This window comes from Brevundimonas sp. (assembly GCF_035998205.1).
In the GTDB taxonomy this organism is placed as follows: domain Bacteria; phylum Pseudomonadota; class Alphaproteobacteria; order Caulobacterales; family Caulobacteraceae; genus Brevundimonas.
In genome coordinates this window covers 288321-301345 of record NZ_DASYHT010000004.1, presented here as the reverse complement: position 1 = coordinate 301345, position 13025 = coordinate 288321, and the positions used below count along the sequence as shown (strand labels likewise).

Below are 13025 nucleotides of genomic sequence, written 5' to 3'. Positions count from 1 at the left end.
GACGGCCTCGGCGGACAGGATGAAGCGGATGCCGGAGCCGGTCATGGCCGACCTCCGCCACCGCTACGCCGAGCCTCACCGCGCCTATCACACCTGGGATCACATCGCGGCTCTGCTGCGCTGGTTCGACGAGCGTGCGGCCGGGATGCGCGACGCTGACGCCGTTTTTCTGGCCATCCTGTTCCACGACGCCATCTATGACCCGCGCGCCAGAGACAATGAGGCGCGAAGCGCGGCGTTGCTGGCCGGCGCCGCCCTGCCCGACTTCGATGCCGCGTCGGTCGGACGGGCGGTCAGGCTGACCGAAGCAACAGCGGCGCATCGAATCCCCGACGGCCTCGACGTCGATGAGACGGGCGACATGGCGGAGTTTCTGGATATGGACCTGTCGATTCTGGGGGCCCCGCAGCACGCCTTCAAAGCCTACGACCGGGCGATCCGGCGCGAATATCGTCACGTGTTCTGGCCAGTCTTTGCTCTGGCGCGACGGCGCATTCTCGCGAGTTTCCTCGCTCGGCCAACGCTCTATTTCAGTGACTGGGGCCGGTCGACGTTCGAAAGCCCGGCGCGCTCCAATCTCCATCAGAAGCTGCGCATCCTTGGCTAAAGGCGTGATCCGGCCGCTCGTCCGGGCCGATCTGGACGCCGCCCTCGAGCTCCAGGCGCTCGGCTATGCCGAAGCCCTGCGCGACGGCCCCGCGGCCTTCGCCAGCCGCATCGACATCGCCCCGGATCACTGCTGGGCGGTCGAGCGGGACGGCCGCCTGCTGGCCTACCTGCTGAGCCACCCGTGGCGCGCCTTCGACCCGCCGACGCCGGACCAGGTGCTGACGCCCGGCGGCGACGCCTGCTGGTACATCCATGACCTGTCGGTCGCGCCCGAGGGCCGCGGCCTGGGCCTCGGACGCGCCCTCGTCGAGCATGTCCTCGCCCGGCATAACCCCGCCCGCTCGGAGCTGATCGCCGTCAGCGGCGCCCGCCCCGTCTGGCTTCGCCTCGGCTGGCGCGACGCCCCGGACCTGTCCCCCGCCCTCGCCGCCAAGGTCGCCGCCTACGGGCCCGAGGCGGCCTATATGGTGCGGGTGTTCGGGAAGACGGCGTGACCTCGGGTCGCCTTGCCGTGAACACAGGCACGGCTCCATGTTCACAACCCCAGCGCGCTAGTATTCCAGCGCCGCCCGCCACCGACGGCCGGAGAACGTCATGCGCCCGCTTCTCGCCGCCCTCACCCTCGCCCTTGTCCCCGCACGAGGCCTGACCGGGGACACGGATCCGGCCGTCCGCCTGCTTGAGCGCGCCATAGAGATCGAGCAGCGTGGGCCCGCGCTGGCAGAGATCTGGCCGGGCTACTGGCCCCCGGGGCAGCCGTTTGTGCTCTACCTGCCGGAGGTGGGGGCTACGTTTGGCGGCGAGGCCTCGCCCGGCGGAGCAACCTTCCGTGAGGGACCGCTCGAGGATGTCCGCTTCTGGTACGTTCTGGACTATCCCGGCGGGCCGGCGAATACCGTGGCGCTTCGGCTGGAGACGGCCGACAGCAACCTGGATACCCTTTTTCACGAGCAGTTCCACGACTTCCAGTCTGACGCCTTCCGGTGGCTGGGAGAGGCTGGCGGCGAGTTTGTGGACATCTCGGCCCTCGATGACCTTGAGACGTTCACCGCGCGGGTCGAGATTGAACGGCATCTCCTGCGCGAGGCCATCAGCGCGACAACCGATGAGGCCCGACAGTCCCTTGTGCGGCTGTACCTCGCGGCACGAGAGGCCCGCCTTGGCGACGCCCCCGGCGACGTGCGCCTGGCGGAAGACCACATGGAGTGGAGCGAGGGTACGGCCGAGTATGCGGCGACCATGGCGATGACGGTCATGGAGGCGGCGGGAGCGACGAGCGCCAGCCGTATCGCAGCCCGGCTGAGCGAGCCGCTGTTCTCGCCCGGGCAATCCTACACCCGCAGCGTCTTCAGGGGGCGCGCCTATGGCGTTGGCGCAGCGCAGGCGTGGTTGCTGGACGCCGTCGACGCCCCCGACTGGCGCCGTCGCGTGGAAGCGGGCCAACCGTTGGCGCAGCTTCTGGCCGAACACTTCGCACGAGGGGACCTGCCCCCGGCCGCGGCGCCTCCGGTTGACGACGACCTCAGGGCCGAGGTGCGGCGGCAGTTGGCCGCCCTCCCTCCCGCGCCGACCCGCGTCGCAGAGGTGCTCGCGGACGGCGAGCGCTGGCTGGAGCTGGTCGTGGATGTCCCTGCGTCGCGCGCGGCCGACCTCGGGGTGAGCTTCCGATCCGACTTCACGGCGCTCGCCGACGGACTGGCCCTCAACAACGTCGATCAGTTCCTCCTGCAGATTGACGACCTGCGCGTCGAGGCGCGTGACCGGCGGATTGTTCTCGCTTCGAGCAACTCCGCCGAGGATCGCCACGAAGCTGTGTATTTCCTTGAGCTGACCGCTGCCGAAGCCCGGACGTTCGAGGCGCAGAGCCCGCTCCCCTCGTTTCCGACACTCGAGCTGCCGGCCGAACAGCGCGCGATCATCGAAGCTGACGGCGACCGGGTCACCGTCCGTCTAACCCTTTAGGCAAGGAACCCGGACGCAGGCCCGCCGTTGGCCTTCCAAGGAGCTCCGCCATGCCCGCCGTATCCCAAGCCCAGCAGAAGGCCGCCGGGGCGGCGCTTGCCGCCAGGCGCGGCGATACGCCGAAAACGAAGCTCAAGGGCGCGTCCCGGTCGATGGCGGACTCCATGACCGAGGCCGGGCTGCGGGAGCTCGCCGCCACGCCGCGCAAGGGCAAGCCGGAGCACAAGGGCGACAACGGGTCTTAGGGGAGCCGTCACCCTCTTCTGGCAGGAAGGGCGTTGCCGATTGTTCATTGGCGCTGCCGTAGCATGCCCCCTAGAGCGACTGTGGACACCCCCGAGCCCGCATGAACGATACGCCCCATCCCTTCGACGGCCTGCCCTTTTCCGAGGTGCTGACCCGCATCGGCGAGCGTCCGGGGGCGGAGGTGTCGCTGGAAGAGCTGGTGCACGCCTTCGGCGAGCGCGGCTTCGGCGCCCTGTTGCTGTTGCTCGGCCTGATCAGCGCGGTGATCGGGGCGATCCCGGGCACGACCACGGTGCTCGGGCTGCCGATGCTGTTTCTCGGCGCCCAGCTGCTGTTCCGTCGCGACGAGCTGTGGCTGCCCGGCTGGATGCTGGAGCGCCGCATCGACCGCGCCGCCTTCGCCGCCGCCTCGGCGCGGGTGATGCCGCACCTGAAGCGGGTCGAGCGCTTCAGCCGGCCCCGGCTGAAGTTCATGAGCAGCGACCTGGCCGAGAGCCTGATCGGCCTGGCCTGCGTCATCTGGGCGGCGGTGCTGATGCTGCCGCTGGTCGGCTTCAACCTGTTCCCGTCCCTGTTCGTGGCGGCCTTCGGCTTCGGCCTGCTGCAGCGCGACGGGGTGCTGGTGATCATCGCCTGGCTGGGGTCGGCCGGCTTCGCGGCCGTGGTCTGGCTGGCCTGGGAGTTCGTGCGCCGGGTCATCGACGCCATCATGGGCTTCTGGGGCGGCCTGATCTAAGCTCTGGCCGCGGCCCGGGGAACCGGGTTAGCGTTCGGCCATGCTTGCTCGCCGCACCCTCCTCGCCGCCGCCGCGCTCCTGCCTCTCGCCGGAACGACGCCCGCCTCGGCGCGAACAGGAGGCCGAATCGAGCGCTTCGAGGCTCCCCAGCCGGCCGGCATCCTTTCCCGCCCGGTCGATGTGTGGCTGCCCCCCGACTACGACGGCGGCGCGACGCGCCATCCGGTGCTTTACATGCATGACGGGCAGAATCTGTTCGAGCCGGGCCACGCCTTCGGCGGGCAGGAGTGGCGGATTGACGAGACGCTCGAGGCCCTGATCGCGGGGGATCGCGTCCGCGCCCCGATCGTCGTCGGCATCTGGAACAGCCCTAACCGGGCCCTCGACTATATGCCCCGCAAGCCCGTGACCGCCGAGACGTTCAGCCTCGGACTGGGCCGTGACGTCCTGCGCCGCGAGGACATCACGTCGGACGCCTATCTCGCGTGGCTGACCGGGGCCCTGAAGCCCGCGATCGACGCCCGCTACCGCACGCTTCCGGAACGCGACCACACCTTCGTGACGGGTTCGAGCATGGGCGGGCTGATTTCCGCCTACGCCCTCGCCGAGTATCCGGAGGTCTTCGGCGGCGCGGCCTGCCTGTCCACCCACTGGCCGGCCGGAGACGGTGTGGTGATCGACTGGCTGGCGGAGCACCTGCCCTCGCCCGGTCGTCATCGGCTCTACTTTGATTATGGCACCGCCACGCTCGACGCCCTGTATCCGCCGTTGCAGGCCCGCATGGACACGGCCTTGCGTCTGGCCGGCTGGCATGAAGGCGGCGACTGGGTCACCCGCCGCTTCGAGGGCGCCGAGCACACCGAGGCCGCCTGGGCGGCGCGGGCGGACATTCCGCTGACCTTCCTGTTCGGCGCCTGACAACAAAGAAGCCGCCGGGCGGACCCGGCGGCTTCCCATTGTCGATGACCGCCTCGCGGTCGACCTTCAGGACGCGCTCAGGCGGCGATCGCCTTCGCGGAGGCCCAGGTCCGCACCGTCGCGGTTCGGGACAATGAGATCACTGGATCACCTCCTTTCAGATGTTGGACACGGACGAAGCGTGGCCCGCCTTCGCCTGATCCGCAAGCAAGCCTCCCGAAGTCGTGATCCTGAAAAGGAAAAGCCCCGGAGGCGGACCTCCGGGGCTGAGGGTTCGCGCCTTAACGGCCGAACAGGCTGTTGAGGATCTGCGGCGCCTGGTTGGCGATACCCAGCGCCTGGACCCCGAGCTGCTGCTTCGTCTGCAGCGCCTGGAGCCGGGCGCTTTCCTTCGCCAGATCCGCATCGACCAGATTGCCGACCCCGGCTTCCAGCGCGTCCATCAGCTTGCTGACGAACGTCACATGGGCCCCCAGCGCCTTGGACTGCGTGCCCATGCGCGCAAGAGCGCCGGACACGTTGGCGATGGAGGCGGTCACCGCCGACAGGGCCGCCGTGGCGGCCGTGGCGGAAGCGATCGCCATGGTCGTGGTCACCGTCACATTGGTCGACCCCAGGGCCATGACTTCGGCCTCGACGGTCATCATGGAGGTGCCATCCGCATTGGCCAGGGCTTCGAAACCGGCAGCGCCGGTCTCCAGCAGGTTGACCCCGTTGAAGACGGCGTTCTCGGTCACCTGGGTGATCTGGTCGCGCAGGGCGCCAAAGTCCTCATCCAGGGCGGCCCGGGCCGCGGAGCTGAGCGACGCATCGGTCGCCGCGAGAGCCTTCTCCTTCATCTGCAGCAGCAGGTCCGAGACGGACTCGCCGGCCGCGAGGGCGACGTCGACCGCGGCGACGCCACGGGCGAGCGACTGGCTGACCGCGTTCAGGGCGCCGAGTTCAGCCCGTTGCCCCTGAGCGATGGCCCAGATGGCGCCGTTGTCCTTGGCCGTCGCCACCTTCTTGCCGGTGTTGACGCGGTTCTGGACAAGATTGAGCTCGGCGTTGGTCGCGTTCAGGTTCTGGAGCGCGATCATCGCGCCCACGTTGGTGTTGACCGAGTTGAACATCGGCGGGTCCTTCCATTCTGGTCGGGAGTGGCTAGCGGCCTTCTGGCCGCCGAACCGGTTCTGGTTCGCGCGCGACCACGCAAAAGGCCCGCCACCGCGAACGCGGCAGCGGGCCCTTGTTTTTCAATAGCTTAGCCTGATCGCCCGTCGCTGACGGACGCGGAAAGGCGCGCCGACCGGCGAAATCTGCCGGGCGTCAGGCCGCCGGCGCGGCCTGGGCGTCCTGGGAGGGAGCAAGCCCCTGCATCATCATGCGGTTGATATCGATCAGCGGCTCGAAATCCTCGCCCTCCCGCATGATCGCCGAGCTGTGGCGGTCCACGAACAGGCTCAGCGAGATGATGCTGGCGCGCAGTTCGGGCGGCAGGGCGTTGCGCGGATCGGCGCAGTCGGTCGCCAGCGTCGACCACAGGCGACGGTTCCAGTCGAGCGCATCGATCCGGGTCCGGAAATCCGACTTGTCGACCGCGGCCGCCTGCATCAGCGCCCGCGTCACCTGACCGAACAGGCGGTACTCCGCCTCACGCGGGGTTTCAGCCCGCGTCGCCGCGGCCTTGTACGCCTGAAGCGACATGCCCCAACCTCTCGTCCTCGTAGTCGATAAGCTTCCGCGCCGACATCAGCGCCTTGTAGTATTCCCGCGCCAGCACGTGCCGGGATGCCGAGACGCACTCGGCCTGGACCGCCGGATTCTGCGTGGCGCCCATGAACTCGGTCAGCCGCCGCACGAACTCGTCGTAGACCTTCGGCACCGCCGCTTCGTCCAGGTACATCATCATGACCGGGAAATAGATGCGGCGCGCCGGGGTGGTGACCTCGTGCGCCTGCATGATGTCCTTCTCCCGCAGGACCGAAGCCTTGTTCTGCAGAATCAGGACGCCGCGCCGGTCGCCGTTCTGGACGACAGCGCCGTTCAGGACGAACTTTTCGCCCGGCTTGAGAGACAGCTTCAGCGGCATGGCGACTCCGTGCTCGCCCGAGACAGCGAGGACTAACTGCTCAGGACTGACGCAGCCTAAAGGAACGTGGTTAACCAAGCCTTCCGATTGGGAGAGGATGCTTCAAGCGTCACGATTCCCCCGGAGCGCCCATGACCGCCGCCCAGCCTGATCCCGTCCCCGCCGCCGGCGCAGACGGCAGCGTACTCGCCTTCGGCGTCCAGGCGCGCGCCGAGGACCTGTTCGGCGACGCCGCCTCGGCGCCGGCGCTGGGCCGGCTGGCGCGGGCCCTCGCGGATGGCGGCTTGCGCGCAAAGAGCGGCGAGAAGCGCCTGCGGGAGCGTCTGAAGGTCGCCCTCGCCCATGTCCGGCAGAACGACTTCGCCGCCGGGGCCCGGGTGGCGCTGGACGCCCTGAAGATCAATGAGCGCAGCTTCCTCGCCTGGCACGTGCTGGCCATCTGTCAGGAAAAGTCCGGCCAGTTCGGCCCCGCGCTGATGGCCTATGAGGCGGCGCTCAAGCTGGCCCCCAACGAGACCGACATCGCCCAGGACCTGGCCCGCCTCGCCGAGCGTCTGGGAGAGACGACGATCGCCGAGAAGCTGCTGGTCCGCTACCTTTCGGACCATCCCGGCCATGTCGAGGCGACCAACAATCTCGCCTGCGCCTATCGCAACCAGCGCCGCTACGGCGAGGCCGTCGACCTTCTGCGCAGTCTGATCCAGATCGAGCCGGGCTCGGCGGTCCTGTGGAACACCCTCGGCACTGTCCTGAGCGACCAGGGCGAGCCGCGCCAGGCCACGGTCTTCTTCGAGGAAGCGATCCGGCTCGATCCCCGCTTCGCCAAGGCCCGCTACAATCGCGGCAACGCCCGCCAGGTGCTGGGCGATCGCGAGGGGGCGCTTGAGGACCTGACCGCGGCGCTCGCCGGCGCCGAGCCGGGGTTCGAACGCGCCATGATGACGATGGCCCGCTCCATGCAGCTGCTCGCTCTGGGCCGGCTCGCCGAAGCCTATCCCGACTACGAGGCGCGGCTGGATCCGGCCATGCCCGAGGCGCCCCTGTTCGTCACCCGCGCCCGCCGTTGGCGTCCGGAGAGCGAGCCCGCCGAAGGTCTCCGCCTGCTGGTTTCGGGCGAGCAGGGACTGGCCGACGAAATGCTGTTCGGCTCCATGCTGCCGGACCTGCGCGAGCGCCTTGGCCCGGATGGTCGTCTGTTTGTTGCGGTGGAGCCGCGTCTCGTGGGCATGTTCCAGCGCATGCTGCCCGACGCCGTGGTCGGCGGGCACCGCTCCGTGCGTCACCAGGGGCGGTTGCATCGCCTGTTCCCCTTCCTTGACGACGTCGCGCCGGAGGCGGGCCCCGAGGCCTGGATCCCGATGGGCTCGCTGATGGCCCCGCTGCGACCGGAACTCTCCGCCTTCCCCCGGACCCGGGGGCATCTCGCCGCCGACCCCGAACGGGTCGCCCACTGGCGCGCCGAGCTGGCGGCCCTCGGGCCGGGCCTGAAGATCGGCCTGCACTGGAAGAGCCTGGTCATGACCGGCTCCCGCGTCCGCTACTTCTCCAGCTTCGAGCGCTGGCGGCCGGTCCTGACCACGCCCGGCTGCCACATGATCAACCTGCAGTGCGGCGATGTCGCCGACGACCTGGCCGAGGCGGAAGCGGCGGGCGTGCAGATCTGGACGCCGCCGATCAATCTCAAGAACGATCTCGAGGACGTCGCCGCCCTGTCGGTCGCCGCTGACCTGGTGATCGGCCCCGGCGTGGCCGGCACCAACCTCGCGGCAGCCTGCGGCGCCCGGACCTGGATGATCCACGCCCCGGACGACTGGCACCGCCTTGGGACAGAAGCCTATCCCTTCTATCCAGGCATGCGGTTCATCGCCCTGGCGGGCTTCGATGGCTGGCCGGCGGCGCTCGAGGGCGTGCGGGCGGACCTTGAGGCCGCGGTGGCCCGGGGGGGATTCGACGGCTGACGTTCCGGCGGAACAGCCCGCGGCCGATGGCGTTCCCCTTCCTCATGAAGGACATCGCCATGACAGACACCGGAGCCGACCGCGACGAGCAGGACCAGTCGGAGGTTTTCGACGAGGACAATTTCGATCCGGCCGGGGCTGGCGCGCCCGCCAGTGACTTTCGCACCTTCGAGGAGTTGCCCGCCGTTCTCGATGTGACCCGCGCCGCGGGTGACGGACCGGTCGACGATCTGCCGCTCGAGGACACCCTTTCGGCCGAGGGGGTCGAGCCCAGCGCGGACGAACGCCCGGGGCAGGACGCGGCGCGCGTCGCCGGGCTCGAGGCGCCGGCGGACGAGACGGGTCGTCCGGATGAAATCGACCTGGTCTACGCCGGCGATCTGACCGACGCCCCGGGCGCCCGGGGCAGCGCTGCGCCCTGGGAGTCCCGCCGTCTGGACGACGATGACCTCGAGGCGCTCGGCTATGCCGGCCCGGCTGCGGACGCCCGCCCCTCGCCCCCGATACAGGAGACCGACCAATGACCGACTCCCGGCGACAGCCCCTGACGCCCGAAGCCCGCGACGCTGACCCGTCGACGCCGCCGAGCCGGCCGGCCGAGCCCCTGCCTCCGGGCCGCAAGCCCGACCAGCTGGAGCAGGATGCCGAGACCCGCCGCGAGGCCCTCGTCGATCAGGGGGTCGAGGAGACCTTCCCCGCCAGCGACCCGGCCACAGGCAAGCACATCACCTGAAGCCGTGACGACTGATCACTGTTAACCGGCGCGGTGCTGGGGTAGGTCGGGGAGGCACAACAGGGAGTCTCCCATGTCGACCACTGCCCGGTTCGAAGGCACCGAAGCCTATATCGCTGCGCCGGATCTGCGCATCGCGGTCAATGCGGCCGTGGCGCTGGAACGGCCGCTGCTGATCAAGGGCGAGCCAGGCACGGGCAAGACGGTTCTGGCCTACGAGCTGGCGAAGGCCCTCGAGGCGCCCCTCATCACCTGGCACGTCAAGTCGACGACCAAGGCGCATAACGGCCTCTACGAGTATGATGCGGTCAGCCGGCTGCGCGATAGCCAGCTCGGCGATCCGCGCGTCCAGGACGTGCGCAACTATCTCAAGCCCGGCAAGCTGTGGGAGGCCTTCACCAGCCCGGTCCGTCCGGTGCTGCTGATCGACGAGATCGACAAGGCCGACATCGAGTTCCCCAACGACCTCCTGCAGGAACTCGACCGCATGGAGTTCTTCGTCCAGGAGACCGGCGAGACGATCCGCGCCGAACGCCGGCCTGTGGTGGTCATCACCTCGAACAACGAGAAGGAGCTGCCCGACGCCTTCCTGCGCCGCTGCTTCTTCCACTACATCCGGTTCCCCGACGAGGAGACCATGCGGTCGATCATCGAGGTCCACTTCCCGGGCATCAAGCCGCGGCTGGTGTCCGAGGCGCTGAAGACGTTCTACGAACTGCGCGACACGCCCGGTCTGAAGAAGAAGCCGTCCACCTCCGAACTGCTGGACTGGCTGAAGCTGCTGCTCGTCGAGGACGTGGCCCCGGAGGCGCTGCGCGAGACCGCCCCGAACCGGCTGATCCCGCCGCTGCATGGGGCCCTGCTGAAAAACGAGCAGGACGTGCACCTGTTCGAGCGCCTCGCCTTCCTCAGCCGGCGCGAAGGCGCCCGGCCCGGCGGTTAACGCGATTTCACTGGCGTTCGACGACGAGGCGCGCAGGATAGCCCCATGAAACGGTCCGTGATCGTGATCGGCTGCGCCGCGACCCTCGTCGCCCTGTCAGCCTGCGGTGAGCCGACGGTGCGCATCACCAAGCGCAGCGAGACGACGACCACGTCCGGCGTGCTCAAGGCGGTGGAGGCCCTGACGTGTCCGGAGACCGTCGGCGCCCTCACCCGCAAGGGCTCGGCCAGCGCCGACGGGGCCGTCTGCACCTATGGCGGCCCGCGCGGGGCCGAGGTGGTGCTGCATCTGGTGCCCCTTGAGGGCACAGAGGCCACGGTCGCCCTTGAGACGTTCGAAACCCGGCTGCACAACCTCATGCCGGAGGCGGCCGCCCGCATCGCCAGCCAGCCGGAGCCCCCGGCGCCGGCCGACCCGCCCGAGCCGCCGGCCATGTCCGGCGAATCGGCCGAGGTGCGGCTGCCCGGACTGACCGTGCACGCCGAAGGCGACGCGGCGGAGGTCCGGCTGCCCGGCGTCTCGATCAGCGCCCGCGACGACGGCAGCCGGGTGGCGGTGGCCGGCGTCGAGGTGCACAGCGGCGGCGATGGCCAGTCCGTCCGCATCGGCGGCGCCGGCGGGGCCGTGGAAGTCCAGTCGCGCGAGGACGTCTCCGAGGTCCGGGTCAACGCCGGCGCAGACGCCATCCGCATCACCTACATCCTCAGCGACTCCCAGCCGTCCGGCGCCGGGTGGCGCGCGGTCGGCTATCACGCCCGCGGCCCCAATGGCGGACCGATGGTGGTGGCGACGGTGCAGACCCGCGACCGTCAGTCCGACGCTGTTTTCGAAGATGCAGAACAGCTCGTGAGCCTGAACGTGGGCGAATAGGCGTTGATCCCCGCGGCCGGATGCGCCACCTGACGGGCCCATCTGGTCTCCGGTGTCGCTCCACGTGTCCGCTCGCCCCGCCCGCTCCGATCCCGCCCCTCAGCCGTCGCCGGCCCGCACGCCGGCCTCCCGCGCCCAGCCGCCGCGCGCCTGGCAGCGCATGCTGTCGGGCCGACGGCTGGATCTGCTCGACCCCTCGCCGCTGGACATCGAGATCGAGGACATCGCCCATGGCCTCGCCCGCGTGGCGCGCTGGAACGGCCAGACGATCGGCGACCATCCCTTCTCGGTGGCCCAGCACAGCGTCATCGTCGAGGAGATCGCCCACCATCTGAAGCCCGGGCTGGAGCCGCGCTGGCGGCTGGCGGCGCTGCTGCACGACGCCTCGGAGTACGTCATCGGCGACATGATCTCGCCGTTCAAGGCGGCGCTGGGCCTGAGCTACAAGGACTTCGAGACCCGGCTGGAGGCGGCCATCCACGTCCGCTTCGGCCTGCCGCCCAAGGCCCCTGCCCCGATCAAGACCCTGATCAAGAAGGCCGACCGGGCCTGCGCCTTCCTCGAAGCCACCCAGCTGGCCGGCTTCGGCCACGACGAGGCGATCAAGCTGTTCGGCCCGCCCCCGCCGGGCGCCCTGTCGACCCTTGAGCCCCTCCCCGCCGGCGTGGCCCAGGCCCGCTACCTCGAACGCTACCGGGTGCTGGCCGAGGCCTGCGGCCTCCTGCCCGGCCCGGACGCCTGGCATACGGAGTAGCCATGGCGGGGCGCGGCGACATCGGGGTCCGGATCGGCCTGTCCGCCGTGATCTTCGTCCTCGACGGGCCGGTCCTGTCGGTGCTCACCACCCACGCCCAGGAGGGCGCCCCCGGCCTGCCGTTCGGCCCGTTCGATCCGGCCCGGCACCGCACCTTCGAGTTGGCCCTGCGCGCCTTCGTCACGGCCCAGACCGGCTTCCGCCTCGGCTTTGTCGAGCAGCTCTACACCTTCGGCGACGCCGGCCGCGACACGCCGCGGGCCGCCCCGGCCGGCGATCCGGCGCGCCAGGTCTCGGTCAGCTACCTGGGCCTGACCCGCGACGCCCTCGCCCCGCCCAGCGCCGACGCCCGCTGGCGCCCGGTCGAGAGCTTCTTCCCGTGGGAGGCGCGGCGCGCCGGGCGGCCGCCCCTGATCGACGAGGTGCTCGCGCCGCGCCTGCGCGCCTGGGCCGACGCCGAACCGGGCGAGCGCCGTCGCCGCCGCGTCGAGGCCCTGTTCGCCCTCGAGGACGACGCCGGCTGGAACGAGGCCGCGGTGCTGGATCGCTACGAGCTGCTCTACGAGGCCGGGCTGGTGGCCGAGGCCGCCCGCGACCGTTCGGAACCCTCCGGGGCGCCCGAAGCCCCGCTGCTGGGCCAGCCCATGGAGTCCGACCACCGCCGCATCCTCGCCACCGGCCTCGGGCGGCTGCGCAGCAAGCTGCGCTACCGGCCGGTGCTCTTCGACCTGGCCCCCGAGACCTTCACCCTGTCGCAGCTGCAGGCCGCCGCAGAGGCGGTCTCGGGCCTGCGGCTGCACAAGCAGAACTTCCGCCGCGGCGTTGAGCGCACCGGCCTGGTCGCCCCGCTCGGCCGCACCACCACCGGCACCGGCGGTCGCCCCGCCGAGCTGTTCACCGCCCGCCTCGGCGCCCGCGAGGACGGCCACGCCCCGGGCCTCGCCCTGCCGGCGTTGCGCTGAGCCGCACAGACCCCTTGCAGCGCGCGCCGCGCTTGACTACACACCGCGTCTCACTCGCCCCAAGGGCCTGTCGGCGCGCGGAGAGGTGGCAGAGTGGTTGAATGTACCGCACTCGAAATGCGGCGTACGTGAAAGCGTACCGAGGGTTCGAATCCCTCCCTCTCCGCCAGCGCACCATCCAGCGACAACCGACAACGGCCCGGAATGTCGGGCAACATCATGATTAATCAATAGTTTTTCGTCCGCTGCGATCTGGACGCGA

Annotated in this window: 16 protein-coding genes and 1 tRNA gene; 14 read left to right on the top strand and 3 right to left on the bottom strand. The window is 70.1% G+C overall.

Features of this window, described 5'->3' with window-relative positions:
* Window positions 1-43: 43 nt before the first annotated feature.
* The 6 genes from VGN74_RS04105 to VGN74_RS04080 all read left to right on the top strand — a co-directional run bounded on the left by VGN74_RS04105 (window position 44) and on the right by VGN74_RS04080 (window position 4472).
* Window positions 44-607 (top strand): hypothetical protein, encoded by a 564-nt coding sequence (locus tag VGN74_RS04105; RefSeq protein WP_327446086.1) that lies wholly within the window; start codon window positions 44-46, stop codon window positions 605-607.
* Between the two features lie 4 nt (window positions 608-611).
* Window positions 612-1103 (top strand): GNAT family N-acetyltransferase, encoded by a 492-nt coding sequence (locus tag VGN74_RS04100; RefSeq protein ID WP_327446085.1) that lies wholly within the window; start codon window positions 612-614, stop codon window positions 1101-1103.
* A gap of 100 nt (window positions 1104-1203) precedes the next feature.
* Window positions 1204-2571: a hypothetical protein gene (locus VGN74_RS04095; RefSeq protein ID WP_327446084.1), complete on the top strand. Its 1368-nt coding sequence runs from the start codon at window positions 1204-1206 to the stop codon at window positions 2569-2571.
* 50 nt (window positions 2572-2621) lie between these two features.
* Entirely contained in the window at window positions 2622-2816 is a 195-nt protein-coding gene (locus VGN74_RS04090) for a DUF3008 family protein (protein ID WP_327446083.1), read from the top strand.
* Between the two features lie 101 nt (window positions 2817-2917).
* The gene (locus VGN74_RS04085) at window positions 2918-3553 is read left to right on the top strand and encodes an exopolysaccharide biosynthesis protein (protein ID WP_327446082.1); all 636 of its coding nucleotides are present in this window, start codon (window positions 2918-2920) and stop codon (window positions 3551-3553) included.
* A gap of 40 nt (window positions 3554-3593) precedes the next feature.
* A complete protein-coding gene (locus VGN74_RS04080) occupies window positions 3594-4472 on the top strand; it encodes an alpha/beta hydrolase (protein ID WP_327446081.1) in 879 nt (292 codons plus the stop codon).
* Window positions 4473-4753: 281 nt separating this feature from the next.
* Here VGN74_RS04080 and VGN74_RS04075 read toward each other — a convergent pair whose 3' ends face one another.
* From VGN74_RS04075 to flbT, 3 genes are all read right to left on the bottom strand, one after another.
* Entirely contained in the window at window positions 4754-5584 is an 831-nt protein-coding gene (locus VGN74_RS04075) for a flagellin (RefSeq protein ID WP_327446080.1), read from the bottom strand.
* Window positions 5585-5780: 196 nt separating this feature from the next.
* On the bottom strand, window positions 5781-6158 hold the full coding sequence (flaF, locus tag VGN74_RS04070) for a flagellar biosynthesis regulator FlaF (RefSeq protein ID WP_327446079.1): 378 nt from the start codon (window positions 6156-6158) through the stop codon (window positions 5781-5783).
* Window positions 6118-6543: a flagellar biosynthesis repressor FlbT gene (gene flbT, locus VGN74_RS04065; protein WP_327446078.1), complete on the bottom strand. Its 426-nt coding sequence runs from the start codon at window positions 6541-6543 to the stop codon at window positions 6118-6120. The genes flaF and flbT overlap by 41 nt, the downstream gene beginning before the upstream one ends.
* Before the next feature lie 131 nt (window positions 6544-6674).
* Between flbT and VGN74_RS04060 the strand changes: the two genes are divergently transcribed.
* The 8 genes from VGN74_RS04060 to VGN74_RS04025 all read left to right on the top strand — a co-directional run bounded on the left by VGN74_RS04060 (window position 6675) and on the right by VGN74_RS04025 (window position 12932).
* Window positions 6675-8501: a tetratricopeptide repeat protein gene (locus VGN74_RS04060; RefSeq protein ID WP_327446077.1), complete on the top strand. Its 1827-nt coding sequence runs from the start codon at window positions 6675-6677 to the stop codon at window positions 8499-8501.
* 59 nt (window positions 8502-8560) lie between these two features.
* Window positions 8561-9025: a hypothetical protein gene (locus VGN74_RS04055; RefSeq protein ID WP_327446076.1), complete on the top strand. Its 465-nt coding sequence runs from the start codon at window positions 8561-8563 to the stop codon at window positions 9023-9025.
* The gene (locus VGN74_RS04050; RefSeq protein WP_327446075.1) at window positions 9022-9234 is read left to right on the top strand and encodes a hypothetical protein; all 213 of its coding nucleotides are present in this window, start codon (window positions 9022-9024) and stop codon (window positions 9232-9234) included. Before VGN74_RS04055 ends, VGN74_RS04050 begins: the two co-directional genes overlap by 4 nt.
* A 73-nt stretch (window positions 9235-9307) precedes the next feature.
* Window positions 9308-10177 (top strand): MoxR family ATPase, encoded by an 870-nt coding sequence (locus VGN74_RS04045; protein WP_327446074.1) that lies wholly within the window; start codon window positions 9308-9310, stop codon window positions 10175-10177.
* Window positions 10178-10222: 45 nt separating this feature from the next.
* The gene (locus tag VGN74_RS04040) at window positions 10223-11047 is read left to right on the top strand and encodes a methyltransferase type 11 (protein ID WP_327446073.1); all 825 of its coding nucleotides are present in this window, start codon (window positions 10223-10225) and stop codon (window positions 11045-11047) included.
* Window positions 11048-11207: 160 nt separating this feature from the next.
* Window positions 11208-11801 carry an HD family hydrolase gene (locus VGN74_RS04035; RefSeq protein WP_327446676.1) on the top strand — a complete coding sequence of 198 codons (594 nt, stop codon included), beginning with the start codon at window positions 11208-11210 and terminating at the stop codon, window positions 11799-11801.
* A 2-nt stretch (window positions 11802-11803) separates the two neighbouring features.
* Window positions 11804-12763, top strand: coding sequence for an NUDIX hydrolase (locus VGN74_RS04030; protein WP_327446072.1), 960 nt, complete (start codon window positions 11804-11806; stop codon window positions 12761-12763).
* Between the two features lie 79 nt (window positions 12764-12842).
* Window positions 12843-12932 (top strand) — tRNA-Ser (locus tag VGN74_RS04025).
* The last annotated feature ends 93 nt before the right edge of the window (window positions 12933-13025 follow it).